23 protein-coding genes and 1 riboswitch are annotated in these 23,344 nt (G+C 71.0%); of the genes, 14 read left to right on the forward strand and 9 right to left on the reverse strand.

Translation table 11 applies throughout. The annotated features are described in order from the left end of the window. The first annotated feature begins 4 nt into the window (after positions 1-4). From arcA to arcC, 3 genes are all read left to right on the forward strand, one after another. The gene (gene arcA / locus X946_RS00465; protein ID WP_038742997.1) at positions 5-1,261 is read left to right on the forward strand and encodes an arginine deiminase; all 1,257 of its coding nucleotides are present in this window, start codon (positions 5-7) and stop codon (positions 1,259-1,261) included. A 66-nt stretch (positions 1,262-1,327) separates the two neighbouring features. Then, a complete protein-coding gene (locus X946_RS00470) occupies positions 1,328-2,338 on the forward strand; it encodes an ornithine carbamoyltransferase (protein WP_038742999.1) in 1,011 nt (336 codons plus the stop codon). Positions 2,339-2,414: 76 nt separating this feature from the next. Next, a complete protein-coding gene (arcC, locus tag X946_RS00475; protein WP_038743001.1) occupies positions 2,415-3,353 on the forward strand; it encodes a carbamate kinase in 939 nt (312 codons plus the stop codon). 225 nt (positions 3,354-3,578) lie between these two features. Here the strand turns inward: arcC and X946_RS00480 are convergent, their stop codons facing one another. Beyond that, complete coding sequence (locus X946_RS00480) at positions 3,579-4,373, reverse strand: SDR family oxidoreductase (RefSeq protein ID WP_038743003.1); 795 nt, start codon at positions 4,371-4,373, stop codon at positions 3,579-3,581. Continuing rightward, a complete protein-coding gene (locus X946_RS00485; protein WP_038743005.1) occupies positions 4,370-4,819 on the reverse strand; it encodes a GlcG/HbpS family heme-binding protein in 450 nt (149 codons plus the stop codon). The genes X946_RS00480 and X946_RS00485 overlap by 4 nt, the downstream gene beginning before the upstream one ends. A gap of 97 nt (positions 4,820-4,916) precedes the next feature. On the opposite strand from X946_RS00485, the gene X946_RS00490 reads away from it, so the two are divergent. Next, positions 4,917-5,837 (forward strand): LysR family transcriptional regulator, encoded by a 921-nt coding sequence (locus tag X946_RS00490; RefSeq protein WP_038743007.1) that lies wholly within the window; start codon positions 4,917-4,919, stop codon positions 5,835-5,837. A 292-nt stretch (positions 5,838-6,129) separates the two neighbouring features. Next, complete coding sequence (locus X946_RS00495; RefSeq protein ID WP_038743008.1) at positions 6,130-6,834, forward strand: glutathione S-transferase C-terminal domain-containing protein; 705 nt, start codon at positions 6,130-6,132, stop codon at positions 6,832-6,834. 487 nt (positions 6,835-7,321) lie between these two features. Here X946_RS00495 and X946_RS00500 read toward each other — a convergent pair whose 3' ends face one another. Next, positions 7,322-7,813 (reverse strand): MarR family winged helix-turn-helix transcriptional regulator, encoded by a 492-nt coding sequence (locus X946_RS00500; RefSeq protein ID WP_038743011.1) that lies wholly within the window; start codon positions 7,811-7,813, stop codon positions 7,322-7,324. A gap of 123 nt (positions 7,814-7,936) precedes the next feature. Between X946_RS00500 and X946_RS00505 the strand changes: the two genes are divergently transcribed. The 3 genes from X946_RS00505 (at position 7,937) to X946_RS00520 (ending at position 11,321) form a co-directional block, all read left to right on the forward strand. Then, complete coding sequence (locus X946_RS00505) at positions 7,937-9,109, forward strand: MFS transporter (RefSeq protein ID WP_038743013.1); 1,173 nt, start codon at positions 7,937-7,939, stop codon at positions 9,107-9,109. A 338-nt stretch (positions 9,110-9,447) separates the two neighbouring features. Beyond that, the gene (locus tag X946_RS32925; RefSeq protein WP_145986770.1) at positions 9,448-9,759 is read left to right on the forward strand and encodes a hypothetical protein; all 312 of its coding nucleotides are present in this window, start codon (positions 9,448-9,450) and stop codon (positions 9,757-9,759) included. Beyond that, complete coding sequence (locus X946_RS00520; RefSeq protein WP_038743018.1) at positions 9,756-11,321, forward strand: glycoside hydrolase family 10 protein; 1,566 nt, start codon at positions 9,756-9,758, stop codon at positions 11,319-11,321. The genes X946_RS32925 and X946_RS00520 overlap by 4 nt, the downstream gene beginning before the upstream one ends. Positions 11,322-11,669: 348 nt before the next feature. Here X946_RS00520 and cobM read toward each other — a convergent pair whose 3' ends face one another. From cobM to X946_RS00540, 4 genes are all read right to left on the reverse strand, one after another. Continuing rightward, on the reverse strand, positions 11,670-12,395 hold the full coding sequence (gene cobM / locus X946_RS00525; RefSeq protein WP_038743020.1) for a precorrin-4 C(11)-methyltransferase: 726 nt from the start codon (positions 12,393-12,395) through the stop codon (positions 11,670-11,672). 297 nt (positions 12,396-12,692) lie between these two features. Then, a complete protein-coding gene (locus X946_RS00530) occupies positions 12,693-13,436 on the reverse strand; it encodes a cobalt-precorrin-6A reductase (RefSeq protein WP_038743022.1) in 744 nt (247 codons plus the stop codon). Further along, positions 13,433-14,524, reverse strand: coding sequence for a cobalt-precorrin-5B (C(1))-methyltransferase (locus X946_RS00535; protein WP_081989241.1), 1,092 nt, complete (start codon positions 14,522-14,524; stop codon positions 13,433-13,435). Before X946_RS00535 ends, X946_RS00530 begins: the two co-directional genes overlap by 4 nt. After that, positions 14,524-15,759: a bifunctional cobalt-precorrin-7 (C(5))-methyltransferase/cobalt-precorrin-6B (C(15))-methyltransferase gene (locus X946_RS00540; RefSeq protein ID WP_038743028.1), complete on the reverse strand. Its 1,236-nt coding sequence runs from the start codon at positions 15,757-15,759 to the stop codon at positions 14,524-14,526. The genes X946_RS00535 and X946_RS00540 overlap by 1 nt, the downstream gene beginning before the upstream one ends. A gap of 85 nt (positions 15,760-15,844) precedes the next feature. After that, a riboswitch (cobalamin riboswitch) is annotated at positions 15,845-16,052 on the forward strand. A gap of 108 nt (positions 16,053-16,160) precedes the next feature. Between X946_RS00540 and cobG the strand changes: the two genes are divergently transcribed. The 4 genes from cobG to cobJ are packed head-to-tail and all read left to right on the forward strand — an operon-like array spanning position 16,161 to position 20,752. After that, the gene (gene cobG / locus X946_RS00545; RefSeq protein WP_038743030.1) at positions 16,161-17,576 is read left to right on the forward strand and encodes a precorrin-3B synthase; all 1,416 of its coding nucleotides are present in this window, start codon (positions 16,161-16,163) and stop codon (positions 17,574-17,576) included. Next, the gene (locus tag X946_RS00550; protein ID WP_038743032.1) at positions 17,569-18,195 is read left to right on the forward strand and encodes a precorrin-8X methylmutase; all 627 of its coding nucleotides are present in this window, start codon (positions 17,569-17,571) and stop codon (positions 18,193-18,195) included. Before cobG ends, X946_RS00550 begins: the two co-directional genes overlap by 8 nt. After that, a complete protein-coding gene (locus X946_RS00555; RefSeq protein WP_038743034.1) occupies positions 18,192-18,926 on the forward strand; it encodes a precorrin-2 C(20)-methyltransferase in 735 nt (244 codons plus the stop codon). Before X946_RS00550 ends, X946_RS00555 begins: the two co-directional genes overlap by 4 nt. Beyond that, a complete protein-coding gene (gene cobJ, locus X946_RS00560; RefSeq protein ID WP_038743035.1) occupies positions 18,923-20,752 on the forward strand; it encodes a precorrin-3B C(17)-methyltransferase in 1,830 nt (609 codons plus the stop codon). The genes X946_RS00555 and cobJ overlap by 4 nt, the downstream gene beginning before the upstream one ends. Before the next feature lie 175 nt (positions 20,753-20,927). Here cobJ and X946_RS35575 read toward each other — a convergent pair whose 3' ends face one another. Then, positions 20,928-21,068 carry a hypothetical protein gene (locus tag X946_RS35575; protein WP_162836166.1) on the reverse strand — a complete coding sequence of 47 codons (141 nt, stop codon included), beginning with the start codon at positions 21,066-21,068 and terminating at the stop codon, positions 20,928-20,930. On the opposite strand from X946_RS35575, the gene X946_RS00565 reads away from it, so the two are divergent. Next, positions 21,055-22,416 (forward strand): chitinase, encoded by a 1,362-nt coding sequence (locus X946_RS00565; RefSeq protein ID WP_038743037.1) that lies wholly within the window; start codon positions 21,055-21,057, stop codon positions 22,414-22,416. The genes X946_RS35575 and X946_RS00565 overlap by 14 nt on opposite strands. Positions 22,417-22,751: 335 nt before the next feature. Here the strand turns inward: X946_RS00565 and X946_RS36520 are convergent, their stop codons facing one another. Then, positions 22,752-22,886 carry a hypothetical protein gene (locus tag X946_RS36520; protein ID WP_257789108.1) on the reverse strand — a complete coding sequence of 45 codons (135 nt, stop codon included), beginning with the start codon at positions 22,884-22,886 and terminating at the stop codon, positions 22,752-22,754. Here X946_RS36520 and X946_RS00570 point away from each other — a divergent pair. Continuing rightward, positions 22,885-23,139 (forward strand): hypothetical protein, encoded by a 255-nt coding sequence (locus tag X946_RS00570; protein WP_038743039.1) that lies wholly within the window; start codon positions 22,885-22,887, stop codon positions 23,137-23,139. The genes X946_RS36520 and X946_RS00570 overlap by 2 nt on opposite strands. The last annotated feature ends 205 nt before the right edge of the window (positions 23,140-23,344 follow it).

Raw genomic sequence — 23,344 nt, forward strand, 5'->3', positions numbered from 1 at the left:
CAACATGACCAACGCCATCCCTCAAGTCGGTGTCCACTCCGAAGTCGGCAAACTGCGCAAGGTGCTCGTCTGCTCGCCGGGGCTCGCGCATCAGCGGCTCACGCCGAGCAATTGCGACGAGCTGCTGTTCGACGACGTGATGTGGGTGAACCAGGCGAAGCGCGACCATTTCGACTTCGTGTCGAAGATGCGCGAGCGCGGCGTCGAAGTGCTCGAGATGCACAACCTGTTGACCGAGACCGTGAAGAATCCGGCCGCGCTCAAGTGGATACTGGACCGCAAGATCACGCCCGACAGCGTCGGCATCGGCCTCGTCGACGAAGTGCGCGCGTGGCTCGAGGGCCTCGAGCCGCGCACGCTCGCCGAGTTCCTGATCGGCGGCGTCGCGGCGAGCGACATCCCGGGCGCCGAGCGCTCGAAGGTGCTCACGCTGTTCCGCGACTATCTCGGCAAATCGTCGTTCGTGCTGCCGCCGCTGCCGAACATGATGTTCACGCGCGACACGTCATGCTGGATCTACGGCGGCGTCACGCTCAATCCGATGCACTGGCCCGCGCGCCGGCAGGAAACGCTCCTCGTCGCCGCGATCTACAGATTCCATCCGGCGTTCGCCGACGCGAAGTTCGACATCTGGTACGGCGATCCCGACCGCGATCACGGAATGGCGACGCTCGAAGGCGGCGACGTGATGCCGATCGGCCGCGGCGTCGTGCTCGTCGGAATGGGCGAGCGCACCTCGCGCCAGGCGATCGGCCAGCTCGCGCAAGCGCTGTTCCAAAAGGGTGCGGCCGAGCGCGTGATCGTCGCGGGCCTGCCGAACTCGCGCGCGTCGATGCACCTCGACACCGTGTTCAGCTTCTGCGACCGCGATCTCGTGACGGTCTTCCCCGACGTCGTGAGCCGGATCGTGCCGTTCTCGCTGCGCCCGGGCGGCGACGCGCGTTACGGCATCGAGATCGAGCGCGAGGACAAGCCGTTCGTCGACGTCGTCGCGCAGGCGCTCGGCCTCAGGGCGCTGCGCGTCGTCGAGACGGGCGGCAACGATTTCGCGGCCGAGCGCGAGCAATGGGACGACGGCAACAACATGGTCTGCGTCGAGCCGGGCGTCGTCGTCGGCTACGACCGCAACACGTATACGAACACGCTGCTGCGCAAGGCGGGCGTCGAGGTGATCACGATCGGCTCGAGCGAGCTCGGCCGCGGCCGGGGCGGCGGCCACTGCATGACCTGCCCGGTGCTGCGCGATCCGGTCGACTACTGAGGCGAACACCGAAGCGAGCGTCGCGGCGCTTTGGCGCCGCTGCCTGACACCCAACGGAGAATCCAGATGAGCTTCAACCTGCACAACCGCAATCTGCTGAGCCTGATGCATCACAACGCGCGCGAGCTGCGCTACCTGCTCGATCTCGCGCGGGATCTCAAGCGCGCGAAGTACAGCGGCACCGAGCAGCCGCGTTTGCTGCGCAAGAACATCGCGCTGATCTTCGAGAAGACGTCGACCCGCACGCGCTGCGCGTTCGAAGTCGCCGCGTACGACCAGGGCGCGAACGTCACGTACATCGATCCGGCGTCGTCGCAGATCGGCCACAAGGAGAGCATGAAGGACACCGCGCGCGTGCTCGGCCGGATGTACGACGCGATCGAGTACCGCGGCTTCAGCCAGGAGATCGTCGAGGAGCTCGCGCATCATGCGGGCGTGCCCGTCTTCAACGGCCTCACCGACGAATACCACCCGACGCAAATGCTCGCCGACGTGATGACGATGCGCGAGCACAGCGACAAGCCGCTGCACGACATCAGCTACGCGTATCTCGGCGACGCGCGCAACAACATGGGCAACTCGCTGCTGCTCATCGGCGCGAAGCTCGGGATGGACGTGCGCATCGGCGCGCCGAAGGCGCTCTGGCCCGCTGCGGAGTTCATCGCGCAATGCGAGGCGTTCGCGGCCGAAAGCGGCGCGCGGATCATGTTGAGCGAAGATCCGCATGAGGCGGTCAAGGGCGTCGACTTCATCCACACCGACGTATGGGTGTCGATGGGAGAGCCCGTCGAGGCATGGGACGAACGGATCAAGGCGCTGCTGCCGTATCAGGTGAACCGCAAGCTGATCGAATCGACGGGCAATCCGCGCACGCGCTTCATGCATTGCCTGCCGGCGTTCCACAATTGCGAGACGAAGGTCGGCAAGCAGATCGCCGAGCGCTATCCGCGTCTGAAGGACGGCATCGAAGTGACCGACGAAGTGTTCGAATCGCCGCGCTGCATCGCGTTCGAGCAGGCGGAGAACCGCATGCACACGATCAAGGCGGTTCTCGTATCGACGCTCGGCGGCATCTGACGAACCCACGCGCGCGACCGTGCGGCGCCATGCATCATCGGGCGCCGCGCCGCGCGCATCTTCAAGGAGAAACACGATGCGTATCGTCATCGCATTGGGCGGCAACGCGCTCTTGCAGCGCAATCAGCCGATGACCGAGGCCCAGCAGCGGGAGAACGTGAAGATCGCGGTCGCGCAGATCGCGCAGATCGCGCCCGGCAACGAACTCGTGATCGCGCACGGCAACGGGCCGCAGGTCGGGCTCCTCGCGCTGCAGGGCGCGGCATATACCGAAGTCGCGCCCTATCCGCTCGACGTGCTCGGCGCGCAGACGGAAGGGATGATCGGCTATCTGATCGAACAGGAAATGGGCAACCTGCTGCCGCCCGACGCGCCGTTCGCGACGCTCCTGACGCAAGTGGAGGTCGATCCGGCCGATCCGGCGTTCGAGCATCCGACCAAGCCGATCGGCCCCGTCTATTCGCGCGAGGACGCCGAGCGGCTCGCGCAGGAAAAAGGCTGGCGCATCGCGCCCGACGGCGACCAGTTCCGCCGCGTGGTGGCGAGCCCGCGGCCGCGGCGCATCTTCGAGATCCGGCCGGTCAAGTGGCTGCTCGAGAAAGGCACGATCGTGATCTGCGCGGGCGGCGGCGGCATTCCGACGCGCTACGACGCGAGCGGCAAGCTCTCGGGCGTCGAGGCGGTGATCGACAAGGATCTGTGCGCGTCGCTGCTCGCGCGCGAATTGAGCGCGGATCTGCTCGTGATCGCGACCGACGTCGACGGCGCGTACGTCGACTGGGGCAAGCCGACGCAAGCGCAGATCGAGGCCGCGCATCCGGACGAGCTCGAACGGCTCGGTTTCGCGGCCGGCTCGATGGGGCCGAAGGTGCAGGCGGCGATCGAGTTCGCACGGCAGACCGGACACGATGCGGTGATCGGCTCGCTCGCGGATATCGTCGCGATCGCCGAGGGCCGCGCGGGCACGCGCGTCAGCACGAAGGTCGACGGGATTCGTTACCGCAAGCCGCACTGAGCGAGACGGCGGCGAGCGGCATGGCGATCCGCCGCCGCGCGACGCGCGCCGGCGGCGAGGGGCGGCTGTCGTCGCGCGCGCCGCGGCCAGTGCGGCCGCGGCCAGTGCGGCCGCGGCGCGCTTCGAGCCCTCGCGTATCGCACCGCCGATGCAATCCGCAGCGTTGATCCGCAGCATCGACGTCCCGCACCGGCGAGCGCGCCGCCCGCCGCGCTCTTCGTCCGCTCACGCGCCGCGCTTGTCGTTCTGACGGCGCGTCCACGCATGCGTCTGCTCGTCGCGCACGAACTGCTCGACGGCGGCGGGCAGCAGGTTGCGGAACAGCCCGCCGTCGCTTTCCGTCACTTCGACCATCTTCTCGACCATCTCCTGCGGGTCGAACTGCTCGAACGGGAACGTCAGCTTCTCGGGCGTCGCCGCGTCGCGCGCGGGATCGAGCCAGCGGCGCGGCGTCTCCATCATCCGGTCGTTGAAGCCCGTGCTGTAAGGGCCCGGATTGACGACCGCGATCTGGATGCCGTGCGCGTCGAGCTCCGCGTGCATCGCCTCGGCGATCGATTCGACCGCGTGCTTCGACGCGCAATACGCGCCCGTGTACGCGCCCGTGATGAGCCCGGCGATCGACGACACGAACACGATCTTGCCGCGCCCGCGCGCGATCATCCCGCGCGCGACCTGCTGCGTGAGCTCGAGCGGGCCGAACACGTTGGCCTCGAACAGCTCGCGAACGATGTCGACGGGCAGATCGACGAGCGCGCCCGCCTCGCCCACGCCGGCGTTGTTCAGCAGCACGTCGACGTCCCAGCGCGCGGCCTGCGCGCGGTCGCGCGCCGAGGTCACGTCGAGCTTCACGGCGTCGAGCGCGACCCCGCGCCGCGCGGCCTCGGCGTTCAGTTCGGTGATCTGCGGCACGATCTGCACGCCCGCGATCACGTGATGGCCTTTCGCGGCGAGCCGCAGCGCGGCCTCGCGGCCGAAACCCGAGCCTGCGCCCGTCACCAGAATGCGTTTCCGAGTCATGTCCTTGCTCCTTGTCCTGCGTTGAGAAGAGTGGCGAAAGCATCGACGCACGCCTGTGCGATCGCGCCGTCGTCGTCGACCGTGCCGCCCGACACGCCGACCGCGCCGACGCAGCTTCCGTTTGCGTCGAGAAGCGGCAGGCCGCCGCCGAACGTGACGAGCCCGCCGTTGCTGTGCTCGATGCTGCGGATCGGCCCGTCGCCGGCCGACAACACGCCGAGCGACGCGCTCGGCATCCGGAAGCGCGCGGCCGTGCCGGCCTTGCGCGTCGCGAGATCGATCGCGCCGATGAACGCGTCGTCCATCCGCGCGAACGCGACGAGATGCGCGCCGGCGTCGACGACGGCGATCGCGACGGCGACGCCCGCCGCGTTCAGATGCGCGGCGTTCGCGACGCCGGCGTCGACGACGCGCCGCGCGCGTTCGAGCGTGAGTTCGGTGGACATCGGCGGCTCCTTGTGCGATTCGACTGGGAGCCAGTGTAAGGATCGGCGGTATCTGCGAGAATCAGTGTTCCGCTCACAAACGTATCAAGTTTTTCTAATGACTCTGCGACGCGATCCGCTCGGCGGCCTGCATGTGTTCATCAGCGTCGTCACGCACGGCAACTTCACGCGCGCGGCGGCCGCGCTCGGCCTCACGCCCGCGGCGGTGAGCCTCGCGATCGGGCAGCTCGAAAGCGAGCTGAAAGTCAAATTGTTCAGCCGCAGCACGCGCGGCGTGAGCCTGACGGAAGCCGGCCAGCGCTATTACGACGCGACCGCGCAGCCGTACCGGCAGGTCGCCGACGCACGCGACGCGCTGAACGACGCGCGCGACGAGCCCGAGGGCCTGTTGCGGATCAGCGCGCTGCATCTCGCGAAATCGGTCGTCACGGCCGACGTGCTCGCCGAATTCTTCCGCCGCTACCCGAAAGTGAGCGTCGAGATCCGCTACGAGGATCATCTCGTCGACATCGTGAAGGAACGGCTCGACGCCGGGATACGCTTGGCCGACCGGCTGCAGCCCGGTATGGTCGGCGTGAAGATCGCGCCCGCGCTCACGTGCGCGCTCGTCGCGACGCCCGGCTATCTCGCGCAGCACGGCACGCCGGCGAAGGTCGCCGACCTCGCGCGGCACATGTGCATCCGCTTTCGCTTTCCGAAGAGCGGGCGCCTGCACAAATGGCCGCTGCGCGACGGCCGCCGCGACATCGAGCTCGACGTCGCGGGCCGCTTCGTCAGCACCGATACGGGCGCCGTGATCGACGCCGCGCGCGCGGGCGCGGGCATCGCGTTCGTGTTCATGCGCGAGCGGATCGAGGACGACCTGCGCCGCGGCACGCTGCGCGAGGTGCTGCCGGGCGCATGCCGGACGTTGCCGCCGATGTGGCTCTACTACGCGAACCGTAAGCACGTGCCGCCGAAGCTGCGCGCGTTCATCGCGGTGCTGCGCGAGCACGCGGCGGCCGACGCGCGGCGCTGACGGCTTCGCGTTCGCCGTTGCGGCGCGATGCCGCCTCGTGCCGCGCGCTTGTGCGTCGTTTTTGTGCGTCGCTCTCGTGCTTCGTCCGCGTCCGGCGACGGCCTGGTCCGCCGCCCCATGCAAAAGCGCCGGCGCGGCGCAATGCGCTTGCATGATTTCGCGATATCACGAAGTCGCGCCGCCGCCAGCAACGATGCGCGGGATCGGCTACATTGTGCGGACCGCGCCGCCCGCGCGGATCACGGGCGGGCGCGTGGCGACTTCTTCATCGATTCATCGACCGAGTTCATCCATGTCCGATCTTTCCGAGTTTCCGATCACGAAGAAATGGCCCGCGCAGCATCCGGAGCGCATCCAGCTCTATTCGCTGCCGACGCCGAACGGCGTCAAGGTGTCGATCCTGCTGGAGGAAACGGGGCTGCCGTACGAGGCGCACGTCGTGCGCTTCGACACGAACGACCAGATGTCGCCCGAGTTCCTGTCGCTGAACCCGAACAACAAGATCCCGGCGATCATCGATCCGCACGGCCCGGGCGGCAAGCCGCTCGCGCTGTTCGAATCGGGCGCGATCCTGCTCTATCTCGCCGACAAGACGGCCCGGTTCATTCCGGCCGATCCCGCGCGCCGCTACGAGACGATCCAGTGGCTGATGTTCCAGATGGGCGGCATCGGGCCGATGTTCGGCCAGGTCGGCTTCTTTCACAAGTTCGCGGGCCGCGACTACGAGGACAAGCGCCCGCGCGATCGCTACGTCGGCGAAGCGAAGCGCCTGCTCGCGGTGCTCGAGGACCGCCTCGCGGATCGCCAGTGGATCATGGGCGACGCCTATACGATCGCCGACATCGCGACGTTCCCGTGGGTGCGCAACCTGATCGGCTTCTACGAGGCGCGCGAGCTCGTCGAATTCGAGCGCTTTCCGAACGTCGCGCGCGTGCTCGACGCGTTTCTCGCACGGCCGGCGGTCGCGCGCGGGCTGAACATTCCGGCGCGGCCGTAACCGCGTGCCGGCGTCGCGCCGCGTCCGTGCGGTGCGACGCCTTGCGCCGACGGGCGGCCGGACGCACGCGCGGCTCGCCGCGTCGCCGGCCTCCTCGATCCTCTGCCCGCTTCCGCTTCTCCTTTTCGCGCTCGCAACGAACGCCATCGCAAATGCGACGGCATACGCGAAAAGTCACCAGTCACGCCGCTTCAACGTTTCAATCTCGCCTCCTTCTTGCCTCCTTCCTCTCGCCGAATCGCATGCGCCTTCGACGTCCGGCATTTGCGTCGCCTCCGTCCGGCATCCGCGCGCCACATGCATCCGTTCACGATGCGCCAAACGCGAAGTGGTGCGAATCATTCCGCGAGCGGCGCATCGAGCGCCGCGCTGTTTCGAGCGATTTCGTGGCGATTTCGCGCCGATTCGCGCCGATTCGCGCCGATTCGCGGCGATCCGCGCCGGTCCGTATCGGCTCGCCCGCGCCGCCGGGCCCATCAACGTGCAGTCAGCCGTCGGCCTGCCCTTGCAGCAGCTTGCCGAGCAGCTTCGCGAGCCGGCGCTGCTCCGTGTCGCTCAGCGCGGCCAGCACGCGCCGCTGGTTGTCGATGTGCGCGACGACGGCGTCGTCGATCAACGCGAGCCCCGCGGGCGTCAGCGCGACGAGCGTGCCGCGCCCGTCCGCCGGATTCGGGCGGCGCTCGACCCACCCCGCCTTTTCGATGCGATCGATCCGGTTCGTCATGCTGCCCGACGAGATCATCGCGGCGTCGTAAAGCGCGGTCGGCGTCAGCGCGTACGGCGCGCCGCTGCGACGCAGCGTCGCGAGCACGTCGAACTCGCCGGGCTGCAAGCCGTAGCGCGCGAAGAGCGGGTTGAGCCTGTCCCGCGCGATGACGAGCGCCGCCTCCTGCAGCCTGCCGAGCACGATCATCGACGACGGGTCGAGATCCGGGCGCTCGCGACACCATTGCTCGACCGCATGTGCTGCGCGATCCATTACCCCTCCTGTTCGTCCAAGTTATCTTGACGTCGAGATAGATCGAATCTATCTTGATGTCGAGACAATTATACGCAATGCGCGTACCCGGCAGCCGTCCGGACGCGCGCCGCTTCCATTCCTATGCACATGCTTCTTTCTCCTGCTTGGCGGCTCGCCGCCATCGTCCTCGTCGGCCTCAACCTGCGTCCGGTGCTCGCGTCGGTCGGGCCGCTCCTCGATACGATCCAGCGCGCGACCGGCTTGTCCGACAGCGCGGCGAGCCTGCTGACGACCGTCCCGATCCTGCTGATGGGCGCGGGGGCGCTGAGCGCGCCGTGGCTCGCGCGCCGCGCCGGCGTGCGCGCGGGCGTATGGCTCGGCGTCGCGCTGATCGGGCTCGCATGCGCGGCGCGCGTCGCGGCGAGCGCACCCGCCGTGCTGCTCGCGTCCGCGCTGTGCGCGGGGCTCGGCATCGCGGCCGTGCAGGCGCTCCTGCCCGCCTTCATCAAGGCCGAGTTCGCCGCGCGCGCGGGCAGCGTGATGGGCTTCTATTCGACGTCGATCATGGGCGGCGCCGTGTTCGCGAGCGTCGCGACGCCGTTTGCGTCGCACGCGCTCGGCTGGCCGCTCGCGCTGGCCGGCTGGACGCTGCCCGCCGTCGCCGCCGCGCTGCTGTGGCCGCTCGCGACGCGCGCGGCGGCCCGCGACGCGCAGGCGCGCTCGGCCACGCGGCGCACGAGCGGCGCGCGCGCATGGTTGCTCGCCGCGTTCTTCGGCCTCGGCACGGGCGCGTACACGCTCGTGCTCGCGTGGCTGCCGCCGTATTACGTGGCGCTCGGATGGTCGCCCGAAGCGGCGGGCGGGCTGCTCGGCGGCGTGACGCTCGCCGAGGTCGCCGCGGGGCTCACCGTGTCGGCGTCCATCGACCGCCTGACGGATCGCCGTCCCGCGCTCTTCGCCGCGATCGCTTCGCTGTTCGTCGGCTTGATCGTGCTGATCGCGGCGCCGATCGATTTCGCGCTGCCCGCGTCGCTGCTGCTCGGCCTCGGCATCGGCGCGCTGTTTCCGCTGTCGCTGATCGTTGCGCTCGATCACGCGCCGAGCGCGGCCGAGGCCGGCGCGCTTACCGGATTCGTCCTGGGAATCGGCTATCTGATCGCGGGCCTTTTCCCGTTCGTCGCGGGCGTGATCCGGCAGAACGTCGCCGATCTGTCGCCGGCATGGGGCTTCATGGCCGCCGTGTGCGTCGCGATGGCGGCGATGGCCGCGCGCTTCGCGCCGCTGCGGCTCGCCGTCGCGCGAAACGGCGCGTGAGGGGCGAGTCAGCGGCGAGTGAGTGACGCATGGCGGCGCGCGACGCGTATCGTCTGGCGTTTGCGCGATGTCGCGTTGCATTCGTGGTGTGGGTTGCTTGCGTTGCGGTCGTATCGGCAGCGCCGCTCGCCGGTATCGCCGCATGGGTGCGGCCGGAGGAATCCCCGCTCGCTCGGATGCCGGCGCGCCGCCGACGCGACGCGACGCGCGCGCGGCGGCTACCCGATCGCCGATGCGCGGGCGTCGCTTCGGGGCGGCATGGCGCGCGCCGATTTGCGTCTCGCGTCGAAGACGCAACGTTTCGACGGCGTGTCGACGACGAAACTACGAATCGACGCATGGCGCGCGTTCGTCGCGCCGATGAACTACGCATGCTGACATGCGCGAATGCGGCCATGTCGCGTCGCGCGGCCCGATCGCACGGCGGCGAACGCCTGCGATGCGCCCTCCTCAAATCGGCCGCGCACATCTTCGCCGCGAAGCGCGCGTGCCTGTTCATGCTCGAGCTGCCGCCGGCCCGATCCCGAGCGCGCCCGCGCATCGGCCGCACGGATCGCGCTTTGCCCGAGCCGGAACTCGTACGGCACGCCACGGTCCCTATTGAACGTCACGACCCCAACGCGCCGATCCGGCCAAGGAAATGCCCATGATGTCGACTCGATTCCGTCATTTCGCCGCGGCCGCGCTCGTGGTGTCCGCCGGCGCGTTCGCGGCGCCGGCGAGCGCCGCGCCCGACGTCGCGTGCCGGCCCGACGAGACGATGCCGAAGCGGCAGTTCCGCGGTACGTGGATCGCATCGGTGATCAACATCGACTGGCCGTCCCGCCCGGGCCTGTCCGTCGCCGACCAGGAGGCCGAGCTGCGCGCGTGGCTCGACGACGCGGCCCGCATGAATCGAAATGCCGTGATCCTCCAGGTTCGCCCGACCGCGGACGCATTCTGGCCGTCGCCGTTCGAGCCGTGGTCGAAATATCTGACGGGCGCGCAAGGCGGCGACCCCGGCTACGATCCGCTCGCGTTCGCGGTTGCCGAAGCGCATCGGCGCAATCTCGAGCTGCACGCATGGTTCAATCCGTATCGCATCGCGATGGACGAGCGCATCGACGCGCTCGTCGCGACGCATCCGGCCCGCCAGCACCCGGACTGGGTCGTTCGCTACGGCGGGAAACTGTACTACAACCCGGGCGTGCCGGCCGCGCGCGCGTTCGTCGTCGACGCGATCATGGACGCCGTCGGCCGCTACGATATCGACGGCGTGCATCTCGACGACTATTTCTACCCGTATCCGGTCGCGGGCGAGACGTTCGACGATGCGTCGGCCTACGCTCGATACGGCGCGGGCTTCCCGACGCTCGCCGACTGGCGCCGCGACAACGTCGATCGGCTCGTCGAAGCGCTCGCGCATCGCATCAAGGCCGCGAAGCCGTGGGTGAAGTTCGGAATCTCGCCGTTCGCGGTCTGGCGCAACGCGGCCACCGATCCGCAGGGCTCGCAGACGTCGGCTGCCGTGCAGACCTATGACGACCTGTATGCGGATACGCGCCGATGGCTGCGCGAGCGCTGGATCGATTACGTCGTCCCGCAGGTGTACTGGGCGCAAGGCTTCGCACCCGCCGACTACGACAAGGTGGTGTCGTGGTGGGCGAACGAGGCGCGCGGCCGCGACGTGCACTTGTACATCGGGCAGGCGGCGTACAAGGTCGGCACGTCGAATCAATCGCCGGGCTGGTCCGATCCGGCCGAGCTGAGCAATCATCTGGCGTTCAATCTCACCGTGCCCGAGGTGAAGGGCGACGTCTACTTTTCCGCGAAGGACGTGCGCGCGGACCGGCTCGGCGCGACGACGCGCGTGAACCGCACCTGGTATTCGCGGCCGGCGCTCGTGCCGGCGATGCGCCCGCTCGACGGAGCGCCGCCGCCGCCCGCTGAGGATCTCCGTGCGCAACGCACGCCGGACGGCGTGCGGCTGCGATGGAAGCCGCGCTCGAATGCGGCGGCGTCTTACGCGGTCTATCGCCACGAGACGGGACGGCAAGACATGTGCGACGACCACGACGCGCGCCATTTGCTCGCGACGGTTCGGGGAACCGATTATGTCGACATCACCGCGCACGCCGATCGCGACTACCGCTACGTCGTCACCGCGCTCGATCGTCTCTGGAACGAAAGCGAGCCGGTCGACGTCGTGACGCCGGCTTTGCGATCGCATTGAAGCGCTCGCGCGGATGCGCCGGCGGCGGAGCGTCGTTCACGCGAACACGGGCGACGCCGCGCTTCGGCATCTGATATTTCGCGCTCGGTTCGATGCGGGACGCCGCGCGTGGATCGCGATGTGTCGCCGACGCGTTCGAGCCCGCGCTTCGCGCAGCGACGGTCGCATCGGCGTCGGGGGGCGGAGTCGATGCAGGAATCGATGTCGGATTCGGCATCGATGCGCGTGCCGCCCCAAGCTTGCCTTGCCTCTTGCATGCCCGTTCGCGCGCTCGACGCGCGCAATCGCCGCATGCCTGCGCACGCCGGCGCTTGCCGATATGCTGACCTGCGCCGAGCGCCGCCGTCCTCACCCTTTCGCGTAGAGCGTCGACTCGTCGAACCCTTGCGCGTCGAGCACGCGCCCGATCAGGATCAGCGCGGTGCGCTCGATTGGCGTGCCGGCGACCTTGTCGACGATGTCGGCGAGCGTGCCCGTCACGCGCTCCTCGTCGGGCCAGCTCGCACGGTAGATCACGGCCACAGGACAATCGGCGCCGTAGTGCGGCAGCGCGTCGTCGACGATTCGCGCGAGATGCCGCACGCCGAGATGGATCGCGAGCGTCGCGCGGTGCGCGGCGAGGCTCGCGAGCGACTCGCCTTCGGGCATCGTCGTCTTGCCCGCGTAGCGCGTGAGGATCACGGTCTGCGCGACGCCCGGCAGCGTCAGCTCGACGCCGAGCGCCGCCGCGCACGCGGCCGTCGCGGTCACGCCGGGCACGATCTCGTAAGGAATCCGGAGCGCGGCGAGCCGGCGCATCTGCTCGCCGATCGCGCCGTACAGCGACGGATCGCCGGAATGCACGCGCGCGACGTCCTGCCCGTTCGCGTGCGCCTGAGCGAGCAGCGCGACGATCGCATCGAGATCGAGCTCCGCCGTGTTCACGACGAGTTCGGCGCGATGGCCGTCGAGCACCGCGGCCGGCACGAGCGAGCCCGCGTACAGGATCACCGGGCAACTGCGCACGAGGCGCTGGCCCTTCACCGTGATCAGCTCGGGATCGCCCGGACCCGCGCCGATGAAATACACCGTCATTCAAGATACTCCGTCATTCGATGATTCGATTCGAGGATGCGATGCGCGCGCCGCGGGGCGCGTTCTCGCGCATTGCGCGCATCGCTCGGGCAGCCCGCTTTCGTCACTTTCGTCACTTTCGTCACTTTCGTCACTTTCGTCGCTCTTCTCGCCTACGCGACCTGTCCCGCTTTGATGACGCCTCGCCGCGCACGCAACTCGGCCCGGCGCGTGCGGCCCGCGGGACATCCGGCCCGCCGTCTTCGATCATCATGCCGGCCCCGCGTCGACGCGCGAGCGTACCGCACACGCGGCCCGTCACGACGCGCGAATTGCACGAAACGTGCGCAACGCGTCGACGAGCGCGGCCGTGTCGCCGAATTCGCGATCCGCGTCGGGCAGCGCCGGCCGCTCGACCATCACGACGGGAATGCCCCGCTCGCGGGCGACGTCGAGCTTCGCCTCGGTCGCCGCGCCGCCGCTGTTCTTGCTGACGACCACGTCGATTCCGGCTGTCGCGAAGAGCACGCGCTCGCCGTCGGCCGAGAACGGCCCGCGCGCGGCGAGCACGTGCGCGCGCGCGTTGCCGGGATGCGCGTCGAGGCAGCGCACGAGCCAGTGCTGATGCGGAGCAATCTCGTCGAGATGCGCGAGCGGCTCGCGCCCGAGCGTGAACAGCGGCCGCGCGAACGGCGCGATCGCGGCGGCGACGCCGTGCCAATCGGCGACGCCGCGCCAGTCGTCGCCGGGCTGCGGCCGCCACGGCGCACGGCGCAGCGCCCAGTACCGCACGCCCGCCGCGCGGCACGCGGCGGCCGCGTTCGCGCTGATTCGCGCGGCGAACGGATGCGTCGCGTCGACGACGAGCGCGATCGCGTGCTCGCGCAGATGGCGCGCGAGCCCGTCGGCGCCGCCGAAGCCGCCGACGCGCACGTCGCACGCCAGATCGTCCGGCACCTTGCCGAGGCCCACGAGGCTGTACACGTCGCGCGGCGCGAGCGTGCGCGCGACGCGCAGCGCGTCGCCCGTGCCGCCGAGCAGCAACACGCGGCGCGCGCTCATGGCGCGACGCCGACGATGCGGCCCGCTCGATCGATCGCGAGCACTTCGACGTCGACCTCGTCGGGCACGATATCGCGCGCGACGCGGCGCGCGTGCGCGCACACGATGTCGCCGAGCGGCACGTGGTGCGCGAGCGCGAGCGCCAACGCCTGCTGGCTCGTGTTCGCCGCGCGGATCTCGTGCTGCAGCACGGCGCTCGCGCCCGCTTCGCCCGCCCACTCGGCAAGGAGCGGCAAGTCGATGCTCGAATGGCGGCTGTGCAGATCGAGGTGCCCCGCGGCGAGCTTGCTGAGCTTGCCGAAGCCGCCGCACAGCGTGAGCCGCGCGACGCGCGCGCGGCGCAGATACTTGAGCACCGCGCCCGCGAAGTCGCCCATTTCGATGAGCGCGATGTCGGGCAGGCCGTAGCGCGCGCGCACCGCGTCCTCGCTCGCGTTGCCGGTGCACGCGGCGATGTGCGACACGCCGTTCGCGCGCGCGACGTCGATCCCCTGATGAATCGACGCGATGTACGCGGAACACGAGAACGGCCGCACGATGCCCGTCGTGCCGAGGATCGACAGGCCGCCGACGATCCCGAGGCGCGGGTTCATCGTCTTCAATGCGAGCGCCTCGCCGTTCTCGACGCCGATCGACACGTCGAAGCCGCCCGCGTAACCGTGCTCGGCCGCGAGCGCGGCGAGGTGCTCCGCCATCATCCGGCGCGGCACCGGGTTGATCGCCGGTTCGCCGATCGGGATCGTGAGCCCCGCGCGCGTGACCGTGCCGACGCCCGGCGCCGCGTGAAAGCGCACGCCCGGCTCGTGGGCGAGCTTCACGCGCGCGAACACGAGCGCGCCGTGCGTGACGTCCGGGTCGTCGCCCGCGTCCTTGATCGTGCCCGCCTCGGCGCCGCCGTCACCCGTCACGCGGCAGAACTCGAGGCGCATCGCGACGCGCTGCCCCTTCGGCAACACGATCTCGACCAGGTCGCTCGCCTGAGCGCTCAGCAACAGGCGCGCGGCCGCGAGCGACGTTGCGGTCGCGCAACTGCCCGTCGTGTAGCCGAAGCGCAGCGGTGCCGGCTGCTCGGGCGTTTCGTCGCGCATCACCCGTGCTCCGGCTGCGCGTCGCGCGGCTTGCGCGCGTCGTACAGCGTGACGGGCAGCGCCTGCCGCCACGCGTCGAAGCCGCCGAGCGGCTGCGCGTGCGCGACCGATACGCGCATGAGCGCGCCGCCGTGCCGCTCGCGCCACGCGACGAGCGCCGCCTCGCCCTGCAGCGTCACCGCGTGCGCGACGAAACGGCCGCCGGGCTTCAGGCCGGCCCAGCACGCGTCGAGCACGCCGTCGCGGCTCACGCCGCCGCCGACGAACACCGCGTCGGGCGCGGGCAGGCCCGCGAGCGCGTCAGGCGCGCGGCCCGCGACGAGCTCGAGCGCCGGCACGCCGAGCGCGTCGCGGTTGTGCTCGATGAAGCGCTGCCGCTCCGGATGCGCTTCGATCGCGATCGTCCGGCAGCTCGGATGCGCGCGCATCCATTCGATGCCGATCGACCCTGAGCCCGCGCCGACGTCCCACAGCAATTCGCCGGGCGCGGGCGCAAGCCGTGCGAGCGCGAGCGCGCGCAGATCGCGCTTGGTCAGCTGGCCGTCGTGGCGGTACGCGTCGTCGGGCAGGCCCGGCGTGAGCGCGAGGCGCGGCGCGTCGGCGCGCGCGGGGCATGCGCGGCATTCGATCGCGACGAGGTTGAGCGCCGCCGTTCGCGCGTCGCCCCACGCGTCGGCGCGCGCGTCGATGCGCCGCTCGAGCGGGCCGCCGAGATGCTCGAACACGGTCATCGCGCTCGGCCCGAAGCCGCGCGCGGCGAGCGCGAGCGCGAGCGCGGCGGGCGTCGCGCCGTCCGCGCTCAGCACGATGAGACGCCGGCCCGGATACAAATGCCGATTGAGCGACGCGAGCGGGCGGCCGACGAGCGACACCGCGTCGACGTCCTGCAACGCCCAGCCGACGCGCGCGGCCGCGAGCGACAGCGACGACGGCGCGGGCAGCACGCGCCATTCGTGCGGCGCGAGCGCGCGCGCGAGCGTCGCGCCGACGCCGAACAGCATCGGGTCGCCGCTCGCGAGCACGCACACGCGCGCCGGACGCCGCGCGAGGAGCGGCGCGAGATCGAACGGCTTCGGCCACGGCGCGCGCTCGGCCCCACGCCGCGCCGGCAGCATCGCCAGATGCCGCTCGCCGCCCATCACCACCGCCGCCTCGGCGAGCGCGCGCCGCGCGCTCCTGCCGAGCCCCGCGTATCCGTCGTCGCCGATGCCCACCACCGTCAGCCACGCGGTCATCCGTCGTACTCCATCGTGTTCCTGTCGATCCTGAAAGCGTCGCCCGCGCAGCGCATCCCGCGCTCGGACGTCACGAAAAAAGGCATAATACAGCGTCCGTCGACCGGCGCCCCACGGGGCCCAAGAGGGAACGCAGGGCGCGCCGCGCCGCTGCGGCTGCCCCCGCAACTGTGAGCAGCGAGTCCGCATCCGATCCACGCCACTGGTCACGCCGCCCACCCGCGGCCGCCGGGAAGGCCCGCTGCGGATGACGACCTGCCAGCCAGGAGACCTGCCGGGACGTTTCGTTCGTGCCATCCAACATCGGGCGGGGTGTACCGATGCCGCAGCCCGCCGCCCGTGCGCATCCCGCGCGGACCGGCCGGCTCGGGCCGCCGCGCGACGCCTGATCCGGAGCGCCGTTGAACCCTTCCGCCGCCGTTTTTTCTTCCGACGCCGCTCGCGCCGCGAGCGCGTGCCCGGGGCTCGTGCGCATCGTCGCCGCGCGCGACGGCGGCCTGTGCCGGATCAAGCTGCCGGGCGGCGCGCTTCGCGCTGCGCAGGCGCGCGCGGTGGCGGCCGTCGCGCGCGCGTTCGGCTCGGGCGTGATCGAGGCGACCAATCGCGCGAACCTGCAGTTGCGCGGCGTGAAGGCGGGCAGCGAAGCGCGCGCGAGCCGCGCGCTGATCGACGCGGGGCTCGGGCCGCTCGCGGACGGCCTGCCCGCCGCGTCGCTCGATGCATGCGTCGCCGCGCGCGATGACGTGCGTAACGTGATGCTGAGCCCGACGGCCGGCCGCGATCCGCACGCGCTCGTCGACAGCGCCGCGCTCGCCGCGCGCCTTCTCGACATGCTGCAGACCGAGCCGCGCTGCGCCGCGCTGTCGCCGAAGTTCTCGGTGCTGCTCGACGGCGGCGAGCGGCTCGCCGCGCTCGATCACCCGCACGACATCTGGCTGTCCGCGCTGCGCGACGCACACGGAGACACATGGCTCGCGCTCGGCCTCGCCGGCTGCCCGCCCGTCGACGGCGAGCCCGTCGCGCCGCACGCCGGCGCGCTCGCCGCCGTCGCGCCGGCGCAGGCGCTCGCATGCGTGCGCGCGCTCGTGACGCGCTTCGTCGAGCGCGCGCCGGCGGGCGCGGCGCGCATGCGCGATCTGCTCGCGACGTGCGCGCCCGACGCGTTCCTTTCGGATGTCGAAGCACGCTTGCCGTTCGCGCTGCGGCGCGGCGCGGAACTTGCCGGCTGGCGACGCGCGCGCGTCGACGCGTCGCTGCGTTTCGGCATCCTCCCCGAGCGGGACCCGGCGCGCCGCGTCGTCGGCGCGCAGCCGCCGCTCGGCCGGCTCGACGCCGACACGCTCGACGCGCTCGCGACGCTCGCCGACACGCACGGCGACGGCACGCTGCGCATCACGCCATGGCAAGGCGTGATGCTGCCCGGCGTCGCGCGCGACGCCGCGCGCGACGCGCTGGCGCGCCTGGCCGCGCTCGGCTTCGTCTGCGACGCGTCGGCGCCGCTCGCGCACGTGGTCGCGTGCGCGGGCTCGACGGGCTGCGCGCGCTCGCCCGCCGACACCAAAGGCGACGCGCTCGCGCTCGCCGGGCGGCTCGCCGCGCCCGTCGACGTGCACGTGAGCGGCTGCGCGCGCTCCTGCGCGTTGCCGCACGCGGCCGAGCACACGCTCGTCGCGAACGCGGCGGGCCGCTACGACCTCTATCGGCGCGACGGCGCGACGGGCTTCGGCCGCGCCGTCGCGCGCCAACTGACGATCGACCAGGCCGCCGCCGCGCTCGCGCGCGGCGCGCGGCCCACTCAGGATGACTTGGATGCTTGACTACCTTCGCGACGGCGAAGCGATCTACCGCGAATCGTTCGCGACGATTCGCGCGGAAGCCGATTTGACGGGCGTGCCGCCCGACCTCGAAAAACTCGCGGTGCGCGTGATCCACGCGTGCGGAATGGTCGACATCGTCCGCGACCTGCGATTCTCCGACGGCGCGGGCGCGGCGGGCCGCGCGGCGCTCGCGGCCGGCGCGCCGATTCTGTGCGACGCGCGGATGGTGGCCGAAGGCATCACGCGCGCGCGGCTGCCCGCGGCAAACCCGGTGATCTGCACGCTCGGCGAAGCGGACGTGCCGCGGCTCGCGCGCGAGCTCGGCAACACGCGCTCGGCGGCCGCGCTCGAACTGTGGCGAGCGCACCTCGCGGGCAGCATCGTCGCGATCGGCAACGCGCCGACCGCGCTCTTTCACCTGCTCGACATGATCGACGCGGGCGCGCCGCGCCCCGCCCTCATCCTCGGCTTTCCGGTCGGTTTCGTCGGCGCGGCCGAATCGAAGGCGCTCCTCGCGGCCGACAGCCGCGGCGTGCCGTTCGTCGCGGTCGCGGGCCGCCGCGGCGGCAGCGCGATGGTCGCGGCCGCCGTCAACGCGCTCGCTTCGGAGGCCGAATGACGCGCAACACCGGCCGCCTGTACGGGCTCGGCGTCGGGCCGGGCGACCCCGAACTCCTGACGATCAAGGCGCTGCGCGTGCTGCGGGCCGCGCCCGTCGTCGCGTATTTCGTCGCGAAGGGCAAGAAAGGCAACGCGTTCGGCATCGTCGAGACGCATCTGAGCGACGCGCAGACGCATTTGCCGCTCGTCTATCCGGTGACGACCGAGGCGCTGCCGCCGCCCCTTTGCTACGAAAGCGTGATCGCCGATTTCTACGACACGGCGGCCACGCTCGTCGCCGCGCATCTCGACGCGGGCCGCGACGTCGCGGTGATCTGCGAGGGCGATCCGTTCTTCTACGGCTCCTACATGTACCTGCACGACCGCCTCGCGCCGCGCTACGACGCCGAAGTCGTGCCGGGCGTGTGCTCGATGCTCGGCGGCGCGGCGGTGCTCGGCGTGCCGCTCGTCTACCGCAACCAGAGCCTCTCGGTGCTCTCCGGCGTGCTGCCCGAGGACGAATTGCGCGAGCGCCTCGCGAAGGCCGACGCGGCCGTCGTGATGAAGCTCGGCCGCAACTTCGACAAGGTGCGCCGCGTGCTCGACGAGCTCGGGCTCGCGCGGCGCGCGCTGTACGTCGAGCGCGCGACGATGGCCGCGCAGCGGATCGTGCCGCTCGCGGACGTCGATCCGATGGCGTCGCCGTATTTTTCGCTGCTCGTCGTGCCGGGGGAAAAATGGCAAGGATGACGGCCGCGCCCGCGATCGTGATACTCGGGCCCGGCGCGCTCGAGACCGCGCGCCGGATTCGGGCGCGCTGCGACGGCGCGCGGGTGCATGCGCTCGCGGGGCGGCTCGACATCGGCGCCGATGTCGACGTCGCGTTCGCCGAGCTCGGTCCGCACCTGCGCGAGCTGTATGCGCGCGGCGCGCCGATCGTCGCGCTCTTCGCGGCCGGCATCGCGATTCGCTGCGTCGCGCCGTGCCTCGCCGACAAGGGCGCGGAGCCGCCCGTGCTCGCGGTCGCCGAGGACGGCAGCGCGGTCGTGCCGCTGCTGGGCGGCCTCGCGGGCGCGAACGTGCTCGCGCGCGAGATCGCCGGCGCGCTCGGCGTTGCGGCCGCGATCACGACGAGCGGCGAGCTGCGCTTCGGCGCATGCGTGCTGAATCCGCCCGAAGGCTACGCGCTCGCCGATCTCGACGCGGGCAAGCGCTTCGTGTCCGATCTGCTCGCGGGCGAAAGCACGCGCGTCGACGGCGACGCGACGTGGCTCGACGGCGTCGCGCTGCCGCGCGACGCACACGCGGCGCGCGTGATCCGGATCACGCCGCATGCGCCGCGCGGCGATGCGCGCGAGTTGCTGATTCATCCGCGCAGCGTCGTCTTCGCGTTCGGCGACGAGGGCTGCGCGGGCGACGGCAGCGCATGCGGCGCGTCGGATCGCAGCCCGACGGCGCACCCGGATGCACCGCGCTCGGGCGCAACCGCGCACGCCGCGACGCCGGGCCTGCCGCCGCTCGCCGCGCGCGTCGTCGCGACGCTCGCCGCGCACGACTTCGCGCCGCTCGCGCTCGCGGCCGTCGTCGCGCCGGCGCGTCGCATCGCCGATCCCGCGCTGACCGACGCGGCTCGCGCGCTGCGCGTGCCGCTGCGCTTCGTCGAGACGGCCGCGCAGGACGCCGCCGGCGTGCTCGACGCCGCGCTGCCCGCCTCGCTCGCGAGCCGCCGCGTCAGCATGCCGCACGCCGATTCGACATCGCCCGGCGTCGCGATCGCCGTCGCCGACGCGCCCGTCGACGCCGACACGCTCGGCACCGCGCGCGGCCGCCTCACGGTGCTCGGCCTCGGCCCCGGCCGCGCCGACCTGATGACGCCCGCCGCACGCGCGGCGCTCGCCGATGCGACCGACGTCGTCGGCTACGCGACCTACGTGAACATGGCGGGCCCGTTCCGCGCGGATCAGCAGTTGCACCTGTCCGACAACCGAGAAGAGCTGCAGCGCGCGCGGCATGCGTTCGAGCTCGCCGCGCAAGGCCGGCGTGTCGCGGTCGTGTCGTCGGGCGACCCCGGCGTGTTCGCGATGGCGGCGGCCGTGCTCGAAGCGCTCGACGGATCGGACGATGTGCGCTGGTCGGCCGTCGAGCTCGACGTCGTGCCCGGCGTGTCGGCCGCGCTCGCGACGGCGGCCGAAGCGGGCGCGCCGCTCGGCCACGACTTCTGCCTGATCTCGCTGTCGGACAACCTGAAGCCGTGGGCGATCATCGAAAAACGCATCGATTGCGCGGCCGCCGCCGATTTCGCGCTCGCGTTCTACAACCCGGTGTCGCGCGCGCGGCCCGTGCAGTTCGATCGCGCGCTCGACATCGTGCGCCGGCATCGCGCGCCGGACACGGTCGTCGTGCTCGGGCGCGACATCGGCCGCCCCGGCGCGACGCTCGCGACGACGACGCTCGGCGCGCTGTCCTCGCAGCAGGTCGACATGCGCACGATGGTGATCGTCGGCTCGTCGACGACGCGGCGCATCATGCGCGACGGCGCGCGCGAATGGGTGTACACGCCGCGCTGGTATCGCTGATCCCGAAGCGGAGTGAAGCGGCGCGCATCGCGTGTCGCGCTGCGCGCGACGAACCGGGCGCGGCGCGCATGCAGTCCGCGCCGCGATCGCATCGCTGCGCTCAATGCGCGCGATCATTTCGGATCGCGAATCAAGTCGCTCGCCAAACCTTGAATCCGAATAATAAAAAGAACGACTAACGATTCCATAATGCGGACGATTCCTCCATGATGTGCGAGCCGAAACGCCGACCGCCCATCGAGCGCGGCGGCGCGACGGCGATATGCAGGCCAGCATATCCACCCATCAACATGGAGAGAACAATGAACTTCAGCATGTCGTCACGCATCGTCCCGCGCGCGATCGCGGCGGGCTGTCTTCTCGCGGCCGCGGGCGCGTCGCACGCGGCGAGCGCTTACGCGCCGTACGTCGACGTGACGCTTTATCCGACGCCGCTCGTCGACCAGATCGGCGTGCAGCAAGGCATCCAGCAATTCATGCTCGCCTTCGTCGTATCGGGCGGCAACCAGTGCGCGCCGTCGTGGGGCGGCGTGCAGTCGATCGGCAACGGCGCGACGGGCGACCTGCTCAACACGATCGCGACGTCGGTGTCGAACTATCGCGCCAAGGGCGGCGACGTCGCGGTGTCGTTCGGCGGCGCGGCCGGCCTGCCGCTGATGCAGGCCTGCTCGAGCGTGGCCGCGCTGAAGAGCGCGTATCAGACCGTGATCGACACGTACAGCCTCACGCATGTCGACTTCGACATCGAAGGCGCGTCGCAGCAGGATTCGGCGGCCGTCGCGCGCAACTTCCAGGCGGTCGCGCAATTGCAGGCCGACTACGCGGCGAAAGGCAAGCCGCTGCACGTGACGCTCACGCTGCCGGCGATGCCGACGGGGCTCGTCCAGGACGGCCTGAACGTGCTGAACGCGGCGCTCGCGAACAAGGTGGCGCTCGATGCGGTGAACATCATGACGATGGACTACGGCCCCTCCGGCATCGACATGGGCGCGGCCGCGATCAGCGCCGCGCAGGGCCTCTATTCGCAGCTCGACACCGCGTACAAATCGGTCGGCCAGCCGCAGACCGACGCGCAACTCAAGCAGCTCGTCGGCGTGACGCCGATGATCGGCGTGAACGACGTGCAGGGCGAGACCTTCACGCTCGCGAACGCGCAGAGCGTGCAGACGGTGGTCGCGAACAACAGCTACGGCTTCGTCGGCATCTGGTCGATCACGCGCGACAAGCCGTGCGACGGCGGCTCGCAGTATGCATCGCCGATCTGCTCGGGCGTCGCGCAGCAGCCGTACGCGTTCTCGTCGATCTTCAAGCAACTGGGCGCGCACTGGGGCTCGGGCGTCACGCAGGACCCGAACTACGGCGGCGGCTCGGATGGCGGCGGCAAGCCGCAGCCGGGCGCGCCGTGGTCGCCGACGCAGGTCTACACGGCAGGCGCGACGGTCACGTATCAGGGCACGACCTATCAGGCGCAATGGTGGACGCAGGGCGACATTCCGGGGCAGTCGTCGGTGTGGAAGCCGGTCGGCGGCAACTCGCCCGCGTGGTCCGCGACGACCGCGTATCCGGGCGGCGCGTGCGTGATGTATCAGGGTGCGAAGTACTGCGCGAAATGGTGGACGCAGGGCGACGTGCCGACCGCGGGCGGACCGTGGGCGAAGGCCTGACGGCGGCGGCCGGGCCGCGCGGCGACGCGCGCTAGCCGGCCGCCGCGCGGGATCGGCGCTCGTGCGGGCCGCTCCCGCCTGGCCGGCGATGCGCGTCGCCGGGCAGGATGCTCGGCTCGTTCGGCGCCCGGAATGCGGGAATTCGGGAACGCGGCGGCGGTGCGAAGCACGTGGCGTACGGCGGCTCTGCCGCCGGATACGCGCGGGGGCGACCGGTTTGTCGCACTCGCGGCGCGATTCGCTGCGTTCACGTTGCCGCAACAGATTCTCGCTGACGACGTCATATCCTTGTGCGCGAACCTTTGTGTCACGTGGCATGCGACCGACGCTGTCCGTCAAAACGTCGCCGGGCATCGTTCCGGCATCGCCAACACGCGCGGGCGCGCGACGCGAATATGACGATCGGACGATGGAACGATGCCGCGCGGCTGCAGTATGCTGGGCACGTCGCTTTTTTCCGGAGTCGCCATGAAACGCTTCCTGCCGTGCGTCGCCGCCTTCTGCTTCGCGCTACCCGCCGCGCATGCCCAAACACAGACCTACCACTTCGACGAAGGCGGCACGACGCCGACGGGCGTCACGTCCCAGCCTGCCTCGGCACCCGCTCAGGCGCGCACGCATCAGGCCAAGCCGCATCGGCATTCCGTGCACCGCAAGAAGCACCACCGGACGCACCGCCGCGCCCGCAGCGCGCAGCGCGACAGCTTCTATTCGCATCCGTGACGTTCGTGGCGCTCGTGGTGCTCATGGCGCGCCTGCCCGTTCGATCGGCGCGGTCACGGCGTCGCCCGGACGGGCCGCGGCTTCGCGCCAACGGCGGCCGCAAGCGCGCCTGACGCGCGCTCGAGCTCGAACGTCTCGCGCGAGCGCGGCGCGGCGGATGTCATCGATGCGCCCGGTTGTGCGAGCTCCGGCGGCTTACTCGCGA

The sequence above is a fragment of the Burkholderia sp. ABCPW 111 genome (genome assembly GCF_000773065.1).
GTDB classification, from domain to species: domain Bacteria; phylum Pseudomonadota; class Gammaproteobacteria; order Burkholderiales; family Burkholderiaceae; genus Burkholderia; species Burkholderia savannae.